The following is an 18,295-nucleotide window of genomic DNA, read 5'->3' on the forward strand; positions in this document are numbered from 1 at the left end:
ATTTTTAGGATATGAAGAGAAATTTAACTTTTGTCCTGCTGTTGATCAGTACAGTGGTTTTTGCCCAGGAATCAAACAATGGTAAAAAGTTGTGGGCCAAATCTATCCTTAACGAAAAGGCACCGGAACTAATTGTTGAAAAATGGATTTCAAAACAGCCTGATACCAAAGGGAAATTTGTGCTGATTGATTTTTGGGCAACCTGGTGCGGGCCATGCCGGGCATATATTCCTGCATTAAACAATATCCAGAAGAAATATGAGGATAAAATTGTAATCATTGGTATTTCTGATGAAGCAGCGGAAAAAGTAGAAGCTTTTAATAATCCAAAGATCAACTATTTTGAAGCCATAGATACTAAAGGAACTGTTAAAGATTTGCTTCAGATTAAAGGTATTCCGCATGCTATCCTTATTGATCCAAAAGGAGTGGTAAGGTGGGAAGGTTTTCCGCTGTTGCAAGGAAATGAATTAACGGAAGATGTAATCAAAGCACTTTTGGAAAAGTATAAAAATTAATATTAATAGCGGTTACGAAAAAATAACCGTACCTTTGCAGCCCGAAATAAATCGGTTAGTAGTTGATAGTCAATGGCTGATAGCCAAATTTTTGAGCAGCTTGCTCAAGGCACCAGGACCGTTAACTACAGCCATTAACTATCAAAAGAAGACCATGAGTAACATTATAGCCATCGTAGGCAGGCCAAACGTAGGCAAAAGTACCCTTTTTAACAGATTAACCGAAAGCCGTAAAGCCATTGTAGACGATATGAGTGGGGTAACCCGCGATAGGCACTATGGAGTGGGCGAATGGATTGATAAACAATTTACGGTAATTGATACGGGCGGTTATGTAGCCAACTCTGAAGATGTTTATGAAGCTGCCATTCGCGAGCAGGTGATGATTGCCATTGAAGAGGCAACCGTGTTGATCTTTATGGTAGATGTAACCACAGGTATTACCGATCTGGATGATGATATTGCCCAAGTATTGCGCAGAAGTAATAAACCCGTTTTTGTTTGCGCAAATAAAGTAGATAACACGGCTCTATATAACGAAATCCATACTTTCTATGGTTTCGGATTGGGCGAAGTATATCCTTTATCATCTATGACAGGCTCCGGAACAGGAGAGTTATTGGATGAAATTGTTAAAAATTTCGAAGATATTCCTGAAGAAGAAAATCAATTGCCTAAAGTAACCATTGCCGGTCGTCCGAATGTGGGTAAATCTTCTCTCGTTAATGCATTAATTGGTAAAGAACGGAATATTGTGACTGCAAACGCAGGTACAACCCGCGATTCCATCAAAATCCACTATAATCAATTCGGTCATGAGTTTATGTTGATCGATACAGCCGGATTACGTAAAAAGACCAAGGTGAAAGAAAACCTGGAATTTTATTCGGTAATGCGTACCATTAAAGCTTTGGAAGAAGCTGATGTAGTGGTGTTAATGATTGATGCGGTTGAGGGGATTGAAAGTCAGGATATCAATATCTTCCACCTGGCCGAGAAAAACAAAAAAGGTATTGTGATTCTGGTAAACAAATGGGATCTGATCGAGAAAAATACGCAAACAATGAAAGCTTTCGAAGAGCAGATCCATGAGCGTATCCGTCCGTTTACTGATGTGCCGATCATTTTCACTTCCGTATTAAACAAGCAGCGGATTTTTAAAGCAATAGAGGCAGCTTTAGAGGTTTATAAAAACCGCAGCAAGAAAATTCCTACATCAAAATTAAATGATGTAATGTTGCCGCTGATTGAGAAATTCCCGCCACCGGCTTTGAAAGGAAAACACATTAAAATTAAATACATCACTCAGATTAATGCAACTTCGCCAATGTTTGCCTTTTTTTGTAATCTGCCACAGTATATTAAAGATCCGTATAAACGTTTCATCGAGAATAAATTAAGGGAAAACTTCGATTTTTCCGGCGCACCGATCCAGATTTATTTCAGACAGAAATAGGGTCGAGGTTGAAGTTTAAAAGGTGGAGGGCTAAGATCTATATGCCTGAAAACCAATATTATTTTACAGCAGGACTGCACTCGATAGCGAAAGTAGTCCTGTTTTTGTTTGTACAGCATTTTCATCCTGAGCGAAGTGAAGAATCCGTAAGGTGTCGGCGCCGTGCCTTAATTAATTTACTTCTCTCGCATAAAGGCTGTTTAGGTACGGTATCTCAACAGAATAGTCGTCATCTTAACCGGAGCAACGCGAAGTGGAGATATCTATCCAGACAGATTTATTAATTTGGCTGCAGTACCGCTCTAAAGGACAATGTTATTAGTAATCCTTAACTTTACCACATGCAATTACAAATACAAAATAGCCAGGCAACAGATATCGATGTCATTTTCGAATTTTATGATTTGGCTATTGCGCACCAAAAGAAAGTATTTAACAAACACTGGCAAGGCTTCAATATGGATATGGTGCAGACCGAAATTAATGAAAACCGTCAATATAAAATCCTCATAGATGGGGTAGTAGCCTGTGTATTTGCCGTTACATTTAAGGATCCTTTAATTTGGGGAGCGCGTGATCATGATGCAATTTATATCCATAGGATTGTAACCCATCCTGATTTTAGGGGTTATGCTTTTGTGAAGGAAATTATAAAATGGGCTAAAGATTATGCGGTAGGGAATAACATTAAATTTATTAGAATGGATACCTGGGCGGATAATAAAAAGCTTCTGGAATATTATACCGATTGTGGGTTTAATTATGTTGGGGTAGTAACCATGGAAAAAACAGATGGATTGCCAAAACATTACGAAGGAATCAGTTTAAGTTTATTTGAGATTGTATTGTAATATCTTAATATTATAGCTATACAGATAACTCATTTATCCTTTGATACGACCAGGTTTCAATATTTTACTATCGTCCTGGTTTGTAACGAGGATGGAGGAGATCCACATTTGTAACGTGGGAATAGGAATCGAAAGTAGATAAAATCGGCATTTTCACGGCCTCCTTTTTGCAAATGAGAATGGTAAACGCGAGCACTATTCCGTAATTTTCTGTGTCTTCGTTGTAAATTAATAAAGTTGCAAAAAACTAAGCAATATTTTTGCGGTAGGCTAAGACTAGTAGCATTGACAGTGAAGCTTACTTTAATTCTATTTTCCAGCTTAACATATCATCAACTTCACCAATATGGATAAAGTTGTTTTTTTCTAGAATGGTATAAGAGGCCACATTGTCCTTTGTTGTGGCAGCAAAAATTGATTTTACTTTAGGCTGTTCCCTGGCCCATTCAATTAATCTTCCAATCGCTTCAGTCATAAATCCTCTGCCCCTGAATTCTTCATTAGTGCCATAACCGATTTCGATTTCGCCATTTTGGTCGGGTTCACCAACAAAACAGATATCGCCTACCATTCTGTTGTCTGGTTTGGATATAATTGTCCATAAAGTATGGTATAGATAATCCTTGTCTTTATCTAAAACGTTAGGTAAAATCGTTTGTTCCAAAGCCTCACGCAGCGAAGGAGAAATGTTTTTCCTGGTGGGTAGAAGGCCAAATTCTTGTTCTAAAGAATGATCATCTTTAATATATTTTAAGAGCTGATCGTGCGTTAAAGGTTTTAAAATGAGGCGTTCTGTTTCAATCATACTTGTTTTGTTAGTTAGGCTAATATAAACTTTGGGGTTTTAGCTAAGTGGATTTTTACGCTAAGTTTTTATTAAGTCATCACAGCACAGACTTTTCCGAAATGCTTAAGATTACTAATAAACCTTAATCACATCGCCTGTTATAATACCCAATACACTTTTCTCGTAAGCTTTAATTACTTTTTCCATAGTGACCGGGATCTCTCCGGGGAAAGAATCGAAAAAAGCAGGCGAATCTTCAACCACATTGGGGCTGACGGCATTTATGCGGATTCCGCTTCCGATTTCGCGGGCAGCTGCCAAAATAAATGCATTGAGGCCACCGTTTATAGTGCTCAATACAGAACCGGCGGCAACGGGACGTTCAGACAGTATGCCCGAAGTTAACGTAAATGAGCCACCTTTATTAATGTAATGCTGGCCAATAAGCACCAGGTTAATCTGTCCCAATAGTTTGTCCAGCAAACCGCTTTTAAATACTTCGCCCGTTAATTGATTTACAGGAGCAAAGGGACCTTTCCCGCTCGTACTGATCAGGGCATCGAAAGGACCGATCTGCTCAAACATATTCTTGATCGATGTTTCATTGGTAATGTCTACCTGAACATCGCCTTTGGTATTCCCCACACGGATGATCTCGTGCCTTGGAGCAAAAGCCTCAGTTACTTTTTTACCCAGCGTACCTGTAGCGCCTACAATGATTATTTTCATTTAAATCTGTTTAACGTATACTCATCTTAAACAGCAGGTGTATAGAAATGTTTGTAGTCTCAATCCTGTAAAACCAATTCGGTTCTGAGGTCGGCAAGCAGGAGGTCAATATGTGATGCTGTTACATTTGGCATGCAGATAATATGCGAATTTCCCTGCTCGGCGGCAAGCTGCCATTTTTTGCAGATTTTTGCAGATGGGGTAGGGAAGTTTACGGTGATGGCATTGGCATTTCGCCAGGCAGCGATACCCAGCGCTTGAAATTGTTGTTCGGTATAAGCGGCAGTTGCTAAACTATGCATGGCCCTGCTTTTCAAGCCCGCTATGCCCAAACGTTTAATGGTGTACCATAAAAACAAGGGACTATGGCCATTTCTGGATCCGGTAATCGTCGTGTCAACGCTCCCGATATAAGCTACCGAACGGGCAATCCGATCGCGATTAGATTTTTTGGCCACCACCACGCCACAAGGCATCGGAGAACCCAAAAACTTATGGCCGCTAATGGCGATACTGTCTGCGCCATCTTCAAAATCGAATGCTGGCCTGGGTTCAATCAGTGCGCTATAGGTACCAGAAAGCGCCGCATCAGCGTGGATATAATAATGCTGGATAGCCAGTTTTTTTAAAATGGCTTTGATTTTAGACACGTCATCACGTGCTTCAGTCATGGTGGTCCCAATATTGGCCATAATAATAACAGGCATGTGGCGGTTCATTCTAATGGTGTACTCAAGATCTTCATAGTCGATTTCTCCATTTGTCTGCGTGCGGATTACGATATTCGACATATTCAGCAAATGCAGATTCTTCTGCACACTATAATGCGTAGCTTCTGAGTAGTAAACCATTGCTTTTGGATGTAGCTCGCGGGCCAGGTATAATCCATACAGATTCCCCTCTGAACCGCCATTGGTTACATAACCCCACCAATTATCGGCGGGTGCACGAAAAAGTTCGGCAAAAAACTGAACCACTTCTTTTTCCAGTTCGCGCGATCCGACACCATAGGTGGAAGTAACAAAAGGATCACCCAGATTATTCATCGGATATTTCAAAAAGCCGGAAAGCGCCTGGTAATCAAAATCCTTAGCTACGGGATAGCCTAGAAATAACTCGGTTTGTTCCTTTGCCTTCTCTAAAAGATCTTTTAATGCTTCCTGGTCTTTTGCTTCTAATCTGCTCGTTTCCATAAATGAAATGTTTACCGGCAAAATTAATAAATCAGAATTTAGTATTAATATTTGATTTAAAATCAGAATATTATATTGTTTTTAAGGTAGATTTAGAAATTTAAACTTGATTTATTGCGCCAATTTCACTTTGGAAGCATATAAAATATGGCTATTGAAGGTTAAGGAGCGCCTGCCTTACCGCATTGTCATTCTGGTTTACAGCTTTATAATAGCCCACATCGCCTAAATAATAGCGGCAAAGTAAAGCTTTAAGATCATTTAAGATCACATTCTTTGAATTGTACAATTGAAACCGGTCTATCGTTATGTTTTTGCGTTGCAGGAATCCGATAAAATCTTTGAAGTCATTATCGTTTATGGTAAAGATATTGATGTTCTGTTCTACAAAGCTGGCACTGTACCTGTTAGTCAGTACATTAAATACATAATCAGAAAGCACTTTTTTGTTCACTAAACCAGTGTAAAACTTATTATAGCCAGTGGTGTCTAATTTTACGAATACGTCTGGTTGGATGCCGCCAACAGGTTTAGCTTTTCTATTGTGTTGAATTACCCCTTCCGTTTTCTCGATAGAATCCTGAAAAGAAGTACGGTCTCCGGTAAGTTCTCCATCCATCATCCGTTCGTCCAACTCATGTTTATAAGCATCATAGCCTTTCTTGTATGATTTTTGGATACTTCTCCCAGAAGGGGTGTAATATCTTGCTATGGTTAAGTTCAATGCAGAGCCATCGCCAAATGCAAATTGTTCTTGTACCAAACCTTTGCCAAAAGAGCGGCGGCCAACAATAATCCCACGACCCAGGTCCTGGATAGCTCCTGCAACAATTTCGCTCGCTGAAGCCGTATTTTCATTAATCAAAACAGCTAGTTTGCCATTTTGAAAAGACCCGGTGCCGGTAGAAAAGTAATCAGTCCGGGGCTCATGCTTACCCTGGGTGTATACAATGAGCTTATTTTCTCCCAGAAACTGATCGGCCAGGCCTGTAGCTGCGGTAAAATAACCACCTCCATTGTCACGCAGGTCAAGAATAAGTTTTTTCATCCCCTTTGCTTTCAGGTTATTGGCTGCAGCAGCAAAATCATTATCCGTATTTGCACCAAATTTACTGATCCGAACATAACCGGTTTCGTTGTTAATCATGTAAGCAGCATCAATACTGCTGATGTTTACCTTACCACGGGTAACCATAATGCGGTTGCTCTGTGATGCGCCCGGGTGTAAGAGCACTACGCTTACACCAGTGCCGGATTTACCTTTAAAACGACCGGTAAGTTGATCTTTAGGCAGGTTTCGTCCGCTTACTATAGCAGTATCAATACTCAAAATCTTATCGCCTAGTTTAATTCCTGCCTGATATGCTGGTCCGTCCTTCACCACCCCTGTAACCATCATGGTATCGTTAAGCATATAATATTCTATACCTACCCCTTCAAAATTTCCTTCCAGGTTATCGGTCATATCCTGCGCATCGGTTGGTGGCAGGTAAACACTATGTGGATCAAGCTGGTGCAGAACGCTATCAATAGGTAAGTTCTGAAGCGAATCCGTATTGATGTCATCAACATAATTACCATTGATGATATGTAAGATTTCGTTTAGTTTTTCGTCGCTGTTTTCAGCAAGCTGCGGACTTTTTTTAACGCCAAAACCTTGGTCTTTAATGAATTTTATACCCAAAAACATGCCCGCTATTAAGATTATAGAATAGCTTAAAGCGATTAGTATGTTGTTCCTGGTATTTTTTTTCATTGGCGTTACTGCAAATTTATGAAAATTAGCGGGTTGATATATTTTTTAACTGTATTTTCATGTCTTTTGTTTATAATATTTAGCATTAAATAATACCTGCCGCGGTTGGCTAAAATTTATGGCAGATATTTTTTAGATTTTTAACCTAGTTTTTAGAAAGAATTTACCGAATTTTATCAAAATTAAATTTATGAACAGAGTTACCGAGCAAGAATCTAACTATAAACATATCGATCAGATGTCGGTATTAGAGGTTTTGCAGGGCATTAATAATGAAGATAAAACTGTAGCATTTGCAGTTGAGAAATCTTTGCCTCAGATTGAAAAGTTAACGTCGGCAGTGGCCGGGCGGATGAAAAAAGGTGGGCGTCTTTTTTATATAGGTGCAGGTACAAGCGGTCGCTTAGGTGTAGTAGATGCTTCAGAATGCCCGCCTACTTACGGTGTGCCATTTGATTGGGTTGTAGGAATTATTGCTGGTGGAGATACTGCGATTAGGAAAGCGGTAGAATTTGCTGAAGATGATGCGGACCAAGCCTGGAAAGATCTTCAGGAATTTGATATCAATGAAAAAGATTGCCTGGTTGGGCTCGCGGCATCAGGTACCACGCCCTATGTAGTGGGCGGATTAAAAATAGCTCGTGAACATGGAGTCTTAACAGGTTGCATTGTTTGTAATACCGGCGGACCTATTGCCGCAGCTTCGGATTTCCCGGTTGAAGTAGTTGTTGGTCCTGAATTTATTACCGGCTCTACGCGCATGAAATCCGGTACGGCGCAAAAAATGGTATTAAATATGCTAAGCACCACGGTGATGGTTCAGTTGGGCCGCGTGGTTGGCAATAAAATGGTCGATATGCAGTTAACCAATCATAAACTGGTAGACCGCGGTACACAAATGGTGGCCAATGAACTGAACATTGGTTATGATGAAGCCGCTGAACTGTTAAGCCGTTATGGAAGTGTACGTAAAGCTGTAGAAGCAGGGCACTAAAAAATGAGAGAAGGATGGAATGATTGAATGACCGAGGGATAGACTGAAAAAGTGCTGTGATCTAGAACTGATCTCAACATTCACTCATTCAAAACTGAATCCTTCAATAATTAAAAAAAAGTATGCACGAAATTGAGCCTTATTACCAGTGGAGAGATGATTATATTTCGGCAGAAGATGAGCGTTCGCCATTTTATAACACCGAGTATTCAGAACTTTACTTTGATAAGCAGATCTATAACTTTTTGCTACACCCGCAATGGGATGAGTTTGGTTCTAATACCTTATATATGAAGGTTTTGTACGCTGACTATGACCGCAATTATGCCATTATAGAGTTTATAGGCGAGTGGAACGATGCCATTAATAACGACATTATGTTGCTCAAACGTGATATTTTGGAGATGATGATGGATGAAGGACTTAATAAATTTATCCTGATTGGTGAAAATGTACTGAATTTTCATGCTTCAGACGATAGTTATTATGAAGAATGGTTTCAGGAAGTAGAAGATGGCTGGATTGTTGGGGTGAATTTTCAGGAACACGTAATCAGTGAATTCCGTGATAACAGCATTGATTATTACATTAACTTTGGCGGTGCATTTGACAATCTGCCATGGCGTACCTTAAAACCTTTACAGTTCTTTAAAAAAGTTGAAGAACTGCTGACAAAAAGATTGAACTAAATGTTTATTTTTATATTATTTAACATACAAAAATTAAAATGGAACAACAAAATTATCAATATCAAAACAACAGTGTTTTCGTTCAGGAAGGATCGGTTTCTAAAAAATTCTTCGCCAACGTTTTCTTATGGATGTTTGTGGCATTGAGTTTATCAACAGTAGCGGCCTATTTATTTGGAACAAATGAGCAGTTTATGCAATACCTGCTAACCGTTAACCCATCTACCGGTAAAGTTGGTATGTCGATTTTCGGATATATTGCCATGTTCGCACCACTTGGATTAGTTCTTTTAATGGGATTTGGTTTAAGTAGATTATCATTACCCGCACTAATTGGTGTTTTCGTTCTGTATTCAGTACTAACTGGGGTGAGTTTAAGTTTTATCTTATTAACTTATACCTCAGGCTCAATCGTGAGCTGTTTTGCGGGCGCTGCGGGAATATTTGGAATTATGGCATTTATGGGATATACAACCAATATTGACCTAAGTAAATTTGGACCAATCTTAATGGTTGGGGTTATTGGTTTAGTGATTGCCAGTGTAATTAATATGTTTATTCAAAGCGAACAGTTTAGTTTGTTTATGGCATTCATTGGTATTGCAATATTTACTGCGTTAACAGCCTATGATGTGCAAAAAATCAAAAGAATTGGTGAAGGAATTGAGGCAAATGGCGAACAGGTTCTTCAGGTTGAAAGCAAGAAAATGGCTATTGTAGCTGCATTGTCCTTATACTTGGACTTCTTAAACATATTCCTTTTCCTATTACGCATTTTTGGAAGCAGAAAATAGATTTCAAAAACAAAATAATATTCTTAAGGCTGCGCAGTTTTGCGTGGCCTTTGTAATTTTATTTGGCCGCAAAGCGATAATTTTTGGAATTGATAATGCTTTGTTGCATTTTTGTATGCTTATTAAGAAAGACGGAGGGATTAGACCCGACGAAGTCTTAGCAACCTGTAACCTACAAGGTGCTAAATTCTATTCTGCAAATAGCGGAAACAGATAAGTTTAGGATTACGATTCACGTACCAACTTTTTCAATAAGCCTTTTAGAGACTTGAGACCATAGATTTGAGATTTGAGACATTGCGTCTTATTCCCTCTCATATCTCATATCTCATATCTCAAATCTTACAACAGCAAATGGGTATAAGAGAAGAATTAGAAAAACGTATTTTGGTGATTGATGGTGCAATGGGTACCATGATTCAGCGATATAACTTAAGCGAGGAAGATTTTAGAGGGGAACGATTTAGAAACCATCCCTGTGACGTGAAAGGCAATAACGATTTGCTCAATATCACGCGTCCGGATATCATCAAAACGATACACCTGGAGTACCTGGCGGCCGGCGCCGATATTATCGAAACAAATACGTTTAGTACACAGCGTATTTCCATGGCTGATTATCAGATGGAAGACCTTTCTTACGAAATGAGTTTTGAAGGCGCACGGGTGGCAAAAGAAGCTGTAAACGAATTTATGGCAGCAAATCCTGATCGTAAATGTTTCGTAGCCGGTGCTATCGGCCCAACAAACCGTACCCTTTCCATGTCGCCAAATGTAAACGACCCTGGTTTTAGGGCGGTTTATTTTGATGAGCTGGAAAAAGCCTATTATGAGCAGGTACGGGGTTTGGTAGATGGTGGTTCGGATGTATTGTTGATTGAAACCATTTTTGATACTTTAAATGCTAAAGTGGCTATTGTAGCCATTAAAAAATATGAAGAGGTAATAGGGCGTAAATTGGAAATCATGATTTCTGGTACCATTACTGATGCTTCCGGACGAACACTTTCCGGGCAAACTGCCGAAGCTTTCTTAAACTCTGTAATGCACGCAAAACCGCTAAGTATTGGTTTTAACTGCGCTTTGGGTGCAAAAGAAATGCGTCCGCATATTGAAGAGCTGGCTACAAAGGCAGGCTGCTATGTTTCAGCTTATCCAAACGCAGGTTTACCCAACGAGTTTGGTGCTTACGATGAGCAACCGCACGAAACGGCCCATCTGGTTGATGATTTTATTGCCTCGGGTTTTGTAAATATTGTTGGCGGCTGCTGCGGTACAACACCAGCGCATATTGGCTGTATTGCTAAAAATGCACGAAAAGCCAAACCCAGAAAATTACCCACACTTCCGCAATACATGCGCCTGAGCGGGCTGGAGCCTGTAACCATTACCCCAGAAAGCATTTTTGTGAACATTGGAGAGCGGACCAATATTACCGGATCTCCAAAATTCTCTAAACTGATTTTGGGTGGCGATTATGAAGCTGCATTGGCCGTTGCCCTGCAACAGGTTGAAGGTGGTGCACAGATAATTGATGTGAATATGGACGAAGGAATGCTGGATTCGGAAGCCGCCATGACCAAATTCCTGAACCTCATTGCTTCAGAGCCAGATATCGCCAAACTGCCGATTATGGTCGATTCATCAAAATGGTCGGTGATTGAAAATGGCTTAAAATGCCTGCAGGGGAAAGGGATTGTTAACTCCATTTCTTTAAAGGAAGGCGAAGATAAATTCCGTGAAAGCGCACGTAAAATTATGCAATATGGTGCAGCGGTAGTGGTAATGGCATTTGATGAGCATGGGCAGGCCGATAATTATGAACGCCGGATCGAAATCTGTAAACGCAGCTATGATATCCTGGTAAACGAAATCGGTTTCCCGCCGGAAGATATCATTTTCGACCCTAATATTTTAACTGTGGCAACCGGATTGGAGGAACATAATAATTATGCAGTCGATTTTATCAATGCCACCCGTTGGATCAAAGAAAATCTGCCTCACGCCAAGGTAAGCGGAGGGGTTTCTAATATTTCGTTTTCTTTCAGGGGAAATAACGTCGTAAGAGAAGCCATGCACTCGGCTTTCCTTTATCATGCCATCCGCGCAGGTTTAGATATGGGTATTGTAAATGCCGGTATGCTGGAGGTTTACCAGGAAATTCCGCCCGAATTGTTAGAAAGGGTAGAGGATGTACTGTTGAACCGCAGGGAAGATGCAACCGAACGCCTGGTTGAATATGCCGATACCGTAAAAACCAAAGGTAAAGAAGTAGTTAAAGATGAAGGCTGGAGGAAAGGTTCTGTTGAAGAAAGACTATCACATGCCCTGGTTAAAGGTATTGTAGAATACCTGGATGATGATGTAGAAGAAGCCCGGCAGAAATACGACCGTCCGATCCAGGTTATTGAAGGGCCATTGATGGATGGGATGAATATTGTGGGAGATTTATTTGGTGCCGGAAAGATGTTTTTGCCCCAGGTGGTAAAATCGGCCCGGGTAATGAAAAAAGCAGTGGCCTACCTGTTACCTTTTATTGAGCAGGAAAAACTGAACAATCCTGATCAGGACCAGAATTCTTCGGCCGGAAAAGTATTGATGGCCACCGTGAAAGGAGATGTACACGATATTGGTAAAAATATTGTAGGCGTGGTACTGGCCTGTAACAACTTTGAAATTATAGATATGGGCGTGATGGTTCCGGCACAGGATATCATCAAAAAAGCCAAAGAAATAAATGCTGATATTATTGGTTTAAGTGGTTTGATTACGCCTTCGCTGGACGAAATGGTTCACTTTGCCAAAGAAATGGAAAGAGAAGGGTTTACCGTACCATTGATCATTGGTGGTGCAACCACTTCACGTATCCATGCAGCAGTAAAAGTAGCGCCGAATTATTCAGGACCAGCTATCCATGTATTAGATGCTTCAAGAAGTGTTACCGTTTGCAGTACCTTGATGAATCCGGAAACGAGAGATGAATATATCGCCGGCATCAAAGCTGAATATGATAAAGCACGCGAAGCACATTTAAATAAACGCTCAGATAAACGCTTTAAAACTTTAGAAGAAGCACGGGCAAATAAATTTAAGATTGATTTTCAGCCCGATTTACCGGTTCCGGAATTTACAGGGACGAGAGTTTTCGATAATTATCCCCTGGAAGAATTGGTTCCATACATCGATTGGACACCTTTTTTCCACACGTGGGAACTCCGCGGTAGTTATCCTAAAATTTTCGACGATAAAAATGTAGGCGATGAAGCAAAGAAACTGTTTGATGATGCACAGGTTCTGTTAAAACGCATCCTCGATGAGAAATTATTAACCGCAAGGGCTGTGATTGGCTTTTGGCCGGCAAACGCGGTAGGAGACGACATCGAGTTGAGAGTTGAGAGTGCTGAGTTGGAAGACTCCAAACCCCAAACTCCAAACTCCAAACTAGTCAAAATCCACACCCTTCGCCAACAGGCTGAAAAAGTAGATGGGCAGCCATATTATGCTTTGTCGGATTTTATTGCACCAAAAGAAAGCGGAATTCAGGATTATTTTGGTGGTTTTGCCGTAACTGCAGGGATTGGGATTGATGAACTGGTGAATGAGTTCGAATCTAATTACGATGATTACAACAGCATTATGGCTAAAGCGCTGGCCGATCGTTTGGCAGAAGCTTTTGCCGAGCGCATGCACGAACGGGTACGTAAAGAATATTGGGGTTATGCCCAGGATGAAAACTTAAGTAATCAGGAATTGATTAAAGAAGAATACGCAGGTATCCGTCCGGCGCCGGGTTATCCTGCCTGTCCTGAACACACTGAAAAAGGAACCCTGTTCGAATTGCTTGATGCTGAAAATAAAATTGGTCTACGTTTGACTGAAAGTTACGCCATGTATCCAACTGCTGCAGTAAGTGGGTTTTACTTTGCACATCCCGAGTCAAGATATTTTGGATTAGGAAAAATCACCAAAGACCAGATAGAAGATTACGCCATCAGAAAAAATATGCCGGTTGAAGAAGTAGAGCGATGGTTAAGTCCGAATTTAGCTTATTAACCGTCTCCTCGAAAGGGGAAGGAATTGTATATAATTAAAATTTAAAGTCCCGGTTATTCGGGATTAGGAGTATGAAGATTACAGACCATATAAAAAACGCAAAGGGTAAAACCCTGTTCTCTTTTGAATTATTGCCGCCTATCAAAGGGCAAAGCATCCAATGGATCTACGATGCGATAGAGCCTTTGCTGGAGTTTAATCCGCCTTTTATTGATGTAACTTCACTGCGTGAGGATTATATTTATAAAGAGCAGGCTAATGGTTTGCTACAAAAGGTATCTTACCGTAAACGTCCGGGTACCATTGCCATTTGCGCGGCCATTATCCATAAATATAAGGTTGATGCCGTTCCACACCTCATTTGCGGTGGATTTACCAAAGAAGAAACCGAAAATGCACTGATTGATCTTCAGTTTTTGGGAATCGACAACGTGTTAGCTTTGCGTGGCGATGCACGTAAGGCAGACGGGAATTTTGTGCCAACTCCCGGTGGACACTGTTATGCTACAGATTTAATTGAGCATATCAAGAATCATAACGAAGGTAAATTCCTGCATGAAGATGTAGAAACCTTTAAGAGCGATTTTTGCATCGGCGTGGCAGGTTATCCTGAAAAACACTTCGAAGCACCCAATATGAATACCGATTTTAAATACCTGAAAAAGAAAGTTGAGGCGGGAGCGGAGTTTATTGTTACCCAGATGTTCTTCGATAACCAGAAGTATTTTGATTTCGTAAAGAAATGCAGGGAAAACGATATCAATATTCCGATTATACCGGGTTTGAAGCCTATCAGTACCTTATCACAGTTAAACGTATTACCTAAAATATTCCATATTGATTTGCCTGATGAGTTAACCGATGCGCTATCATATGCTAAAAACAACAACGAGGCGAAAGAAATTGGTACTGAGGCCATGATCAAACAATGTAAAGAACTGATTGATTTCGGTGCGCCGGTATTACACTTTTATACCATGGGCCGCCCTGAACAGACCAAACAAATTGCAAAGGCTATTTTTTAGTAAAAAACAAGCTGTGTGTTAAATACAGAATTGTCGTCCTTGAGGAATAACTTATGGTATAAAAATCAGTAGGAGTGACAAATAGATTTAAAGTTTCATTATCTCCAGGAGTGATCGTCATTCCTAACTTGATTGGGAATCTTAAATCGATTGCATTAAGATTAGCTTCGCTGAGCACTCCGGGCCGAACTGAAATTTACAGCAAATAACTAACCTAAGTTTCGGCACGAGAGGTCTTCGCGTCTGCCATAATGCTGTTAGCCTATTGCTACATTTGAAAATTACACAGAACATTAAGTTTAAATTATTGTTTTAATTTAATAGCATCTATATTTGTAGCAATGAAATCAGGTAGTCTTAGATATATATTGATTGTCTGCATGGCGCTTGCCTTTTTCTTAAAAGTGAGCCATGTGGTTTCGTATTTAAGTTATTCTGATCATCAGGTTGAGCTTCTATCTATAAATGACGACGCACCCGAAAAGGAAGAAAAGAAAGCAGAAAGTGAATTTGCGGTACAGGAAATTTCATTTAACGGAATCTTGCACTTCCCATTTCAGACTTCGAAAAAGGTGATCATACCTGATCATGCTTTCCAACTGGCATACTTTCCAGAGGTTTTAACACCGCCTCCATCCATTTAATACATCTTTTTGGATTTATTTCCTGTTTCGAAAAAACAGAAACAATTTTCTATTTCAAAAATTTCAAAATAATTAATAGATATGAAACGAGCAATTTCATTTGCAGTGCTTTTAATCGCTGCCTCTTTAAAAATCAGTGCACAAGAAGTCGTGCAGAATAATGTTAAACCTGTAGAAAACGCCTTAAGCCTGGTTACCAGGTTGGAGCCCGTAAGCTTTAATTATGATAAAACCTGGGCCGAGAAGTTAAAACTATCTGCCAGACCCCAATATGGTTTTGTTGGAGCTGATGCAAAGGCAGCTGTTCCAAATATTGTTTCGGTGCAGTCCAAAGATTACAGTGCAGGAAAAAATGCTTTTAAAAGTGCTACCATCACCAAGGTAGATTATGAAAGTTTAGTTCCGCTTTTGGTAGCCAGCATCAAGGAACAACAGCAACAGATCGAGGCATTAAGGCATGAGTTAAAAATGCTAAAATCGCAGGGCGCTAAGTAATTTAGTTGGTATTAGTTGGTCCGGATTTGTAATCCGGACCAATTGTATCAGATTTGTAATCTGGTTAATTAATATCTAATCATAAATAAACAACTTCCAGCAGGCCTAAACCACCAGCATAGTTTATAGCCGAACTATAGTTGTAATGTTCTGCTTCTGAAACAATTCCCGGTTCAATAGGGTTTAGACTTGTAGTCTGCTAAGATTAATTTCTAAAGAAATTTTTAATTTAGTTAGGTTTGTATTAACTAACGTAGTGCTATGACTGTTTATTTTTACAAATATCTTCCTGCGTAACGTTTAAATTTCTATTTTTATATAACTAACCGATATAAATCTACATTAAAAAACAATTCTCATGAAAAAGCTTATTCAATTATTGCTGTTTTGTACAGTACTGGCTGTATTACCTTTGCAAAATACCAAGGCAGAAATTAACGTCAGAAAATTTTTTAGCATTGGCTTAAATTTAAGTAACGGAACCAGTGATAACGGATCTATTTACCTGTACGGTCCTACGCCTGTTAGTGCTTATTTTGGTCCGGGCGGAAGTTCATATGGGCCATTGACCGCCGGTACCTATACGGTTATTATTTACACTTCAGCCCCAGGTTCACGCACTTTTAGATTTAATGGACAGGCCATCACCACCAGCTCAGGAAGCGCGACATTTAATAACGTAAGCATTACTTCTACAGCATTCGCTTCTGTTAATTAAATAAATATTTTCAAGTTGGTCCGGATTTATAGTCCGGACCTTTGTGTTGTATGACTTTTTTGATTAAGGATTACAAATCCCGGCTAACTTTAGAGATAGGTCAGAAGTTGGAATGGATTTGCATTTTTATAAATCGTCATCTCGACTGTAGCGCAGCGGAACGGAGAGATCTATCTCTAGACAGATTTCTCGACTTCGTTGTACTCCGCTCGAAATGACGATCAATCTAATTATTACCCTTTAAGCAAATATTCTTTAAATCCTTCAAAACCCACATCCAACTGATCTGCATGTTTAGGCTTGCTTTCTAACGCCTTTACTTGCACTGGGATTTCAATTTTAGTTGCGATATCCGCCGGGAAAATATCGGGGAATTTACAGGCATGCGCCGTTGATAAGAAAACAGCGGCACTGTTATCTGCAGAGTTTTCATTTCTGTATTTTTCAATGGCTAAATATGCAATTGCGGTATGCGGACAGGCTACGTAATTTAAATTTTCGTCTATTTCTTTAATACCATCCAGTGTTTCATCATCAGTGAAACGGTAAGAAGTAACCATTTTTTTTACCGCCTCTACATCCTGATCAAAAAGATCCATAATGCGGACCCAATTGCTAGGCGCACCAACATCCATGGCATTGGAATAGGTTTGGGTTGATGGCCTGGTTTCGTAAACACCACTTTCTAAAAAGCGCGGTACTGTGTCATTAACATTGGTAGCGGCAATAAACTGTTTAACTGGTAATCCAAGTTTATAAGCTAATAAGCCAGCGCCAATATTTCCAAAATTCCCACTTGGAACAGAAAATATCACATCCTCAAAACCTTGCTTTTTAAGTTGGGCGTAAGTGTTAAAATAATAAAATGTCTGTGGAATCAATCGGGAGATATTGATAGAATTTGCAGAAGTCAACCTGAATTTAGCATTCAGTTCACGATCAGCAAAAGCCTGTTTTACCAAAGCCTGGCAATCATCAAATGTTCCTTTTACCTCAACAGCCCTGATATTTTCACCGTTGGTGGTTAACTGTAATTCCTGTATCGGGCTCACTTTCCCTTCCGGATAAAGGATCGTTACCCTGGTATTAGGCACGCCTAAAAAGCCTAGTGCCACTGCACCACCGGTATCACCCGAAGTAGCAACCAGAACATCCAGCAACTGCTCCCCATCTTTTAAAAAGTAAGCCATTACACGGCTCATAAAACGGGCGCCAAAATCTTTAAACGCTAACGATGGACCATGGAAGAGTTCTAAAACAAAGGTTTTATCATCTAACTGAACTGCGGGTGCATCAAAATTAATGGCATCGTTAATTAGTACTTTTAAATCTTCAGCCGGAATCTCCTCTTTTAATAGCGTAGAAGCTACCTGGTAAGCAATTTCAGGTAGAGAATATTGCTCAATATTTTGAATGAATTCGGCATTAAGCTGTGGAATTTCAACAGGCATATATAAGCCCTTATCCTGTGGCATGCTGTTAAAAACGGCTTCTTTAAAAGAAACACGTAAATCTTTATTGTTGGTTGAATATAGTTTCATGTTTAGAATGGATGAGGTAAGATGGATGATGGAAAATATGGTTTACATCATC

Annotated in this window: 16 protein-coding genes and 1 riboswitch; of the genes, 11 read left to right on the forward strand and 5 right to left on the reverse strand. The window is 39.8% G+C overall.

Annotated features, from left to right (window positions below):
- Positions 1–11 precede the first annotated feature (11 nt).
- From ACIQXP_RS13190 to ACIQXP_RS13200, 3 genes are all read left to right on the forward strand, one after another.
- Positions 12–518, forward strand: coding sequence for a TlpA family protein disulfide reductase (locus tag ACIQXP_RS13190; protein WP_387505651.1), 507 nt, complete (start codon positions 12–14; stop codon positions 516–518).
- 154 nt (positions 519–672) lie between these two features.
- The gene (gene der, locus ACIQXP_RS13195; RefSeq protein WP_090984664.1) at positions 673–1,974 is read left to right on the forward strand and encodes a ribosome biogenesis GTPase Der; all 1,302 of its coding nucleotides are present in this window, start codon (positions 673–675) and stop codon (positions 1,972–1,974) included.
- 341 nt (positions 1,975–2,315) lie between these two features.
- Positions 2,316–2,825 carry a GNAT family N-acetyltransferase gene (locus ACIQXP_RS13200; protein ID WP_387505652.1) on the forward strand — a complete coding sequence of 170 codons (510 nt, stop codon included), beginning with the start codon at positions 2,316–2,318 and terminating at the stop codon, positions 2,823–2,825.
- Between the two features lie 298 nt (positions 2,826–3,123).
- Here ACIQXP_RS13200 and ACIQXP_RS13205 read toward each other — a convergent pair whose 3' ends face one another.
- From ACIQXP_RS13205 to ACIQXP_RS13220, 4 genes are all read right to left on the reverse strand, one after another.
- Positions 3,124–3,630 (reverse strand): GNAT family N-acetyltransferase, encoded by a 507-nt coding sequence (locus ACIQXP_RS13205; protein WP_293742843.1) that lies wholly within the window; start codon positions 3,628–3,630, stop codon positions 3,124–3,126.
- A 114-nt stretch (positions 3,631–3,744) separates the two neighbouring features.
- Positions 3,745–4,341 (reverse strand): short chain dehydrogenase, encoded by a 597-nt coding sequence (locus tag ACIQXP_RS13210; RefSeq protein ID WP_293742844.1) that lies wholly within the window; start codon positions 4,339–4,341, stop codon positions 3,745–3,747.
- 59 nt (positions 4,342–4,400) lie between these two features.
- A complete protein-coding gene (locus ACIQXP_RS13215; protein WP_387505653.1) occupies positions 4,401–5,534 on the reverse strand; it encodes a histidine decarboxylase in 1,134 nt (377 codons plus the stop codon).
- 151 nt (positions 5,535–5,685) lie between these two features.
- On the reverse strand, positions 5,686–7,290 hold the full coding sequence (locus ACIQXP_RS13220; protein ID WP_293742846.1) for a S41 family peptidase: 1,605 nt from the start codon (positions 7,288–7,290) through the stop codon (positions 5,686–5,688).
- A gap of 190 nt (positions 7,291–7,480) precedes the next feature.
- Here ACIQXP_RS13220 and murQ point away from each other — a divergent pair, with 190 nt between their 5' ends.
- From murQ to ACIQXP_RS13260, 8 genes are all read left to right on the forward strand, one after another.
- On the forward strand, positions 7,481–8,284 hold the full coding sequence (murQ, locus tag ACIQXP_RS13225; protein ID WP_387505654.1) for an N-acetylmuramic acid 6-phosphate etherase: 804 nt from the start codon (positions 7,481–7,483) through the stop codon (positions 8,282–8,284).
- A gap of 122 nt (positions 8,285–8,406) precedes the next feature.
- Positions 8,407–8,973, forward strand: coding sequence for a hypothetical protein (locus ACIQXP_RS13230; RefSeq protein WP_293742848.1), 567 nt, complete (start codon positions 8,407–8,409; stop codon positions 8,971–8,973).
- A gap of 38 nt (positions 8,974–9,011) precedes the next feature.
- Complete coding sequence (locus ACIQXP_RS13235) at positions 9,012–9,767, forward strand: Bax inhibitor-1/YccA family protein (protein ID WP_378932560.1); 756 nt, start codon at positions 9,012–9,014, stop codon at positions 9,765–9,767.
- Positions 9,768–9,883: 116 nt separating this feature from the next.
- Positions 9,884–9,987: riboswitch (SAM riboswitch) on the forward strand.
- 134 nt (positions 9,988–10,121) lie between these two features.
- On the forward strand, positions 10,122–13,820 hold the full coding sequence (gene metH, locus ACIQXP_RS13240) for a methionine synthase (RefSeq protein ID WP_387505655.1): 3,699 nt from the start codon (positions 10,122–10,124) through the stop codon (positions 13,818–13,820).
- A gap of 71 nt (positions 13,821–13,891) precedes the next feature.
- Positions 13,892–14,845 carry a methylenetetrahydrofolate reductase [NAD(P)H] gene (gene metF / locus ACIQXP_RS13245; protein ID WP_293742851.1) on the forward strand — a complete coding sequence of 318 codons (954 nt, stop codon included), beginning with the start codon at positions 13,892–13,894 and terminating at the stop codon, positions 14,843–14,845.
- 341 nt (positions 14,846–15,186) lie between these two features.
- Positions 15,187–15,489 carry a hypothetical protein gene (locus ACIQXP_RS13250; protein WP_293742852.1) on the forward strand — a complete coding sequence of 101 codons (303 nt, stop codon included), beginning with the start codon at positions 15,187–15,189 and terminating at the stop codon, positions 15,487–15,489.
- Between the two features lie 81 nt (positions 15,490–15,570).
- Positions 15,571–15,984 (forward strand): tail fiber domain-containing protein, encoded by a 414-nt coding sequence (locus tag ACIQXP_RS13255; RefSeq protein WP_387505656.1) that lies wholly within the window; start codon positions 15,571–15,573, stop codon positions 15,982–15,984.
- A gap of 358 nt (positions 15,985–16,342) precedes the next feature.
- Positions 16,343–16,702 (forward strand): hypothetical protein, encoded by a 360-nt coding sequence (locus tag ACIQXP_RS13260; protein WP_090984427.1) that lies wholly within the window; start codon positions 16,343–16,345, stop codon positions 16,700–16,702.
- Positions 16,703–16,935: 233 nt separating this feature from the next.
- Here ACIQXP_RS13260 and thrC read toward each other — a convergent pair whose 3' ends face one another.
- A complete protein-coding gene (gene thrC / locus ACIQXP_RS13265; RefSeq protein ID WP_387505657.1) occupies positions 16,936–18,243 on the reverse strand; it encodes a threonine synthase in 1,308 nt (435 codons plus the stop codon).
- Between the last annotated feature and the right edge of the window lie 52 nt (positions 18,244–18,295).

The organism is Pedobacter suwonensis (genome assembly GCF_044762335.1).
Classification (GTDB): Bacteria; Bacteroidota; Bacteroidia; order Sphingobacteriales; family Sphingobacteriaceae; genus Pedobacter.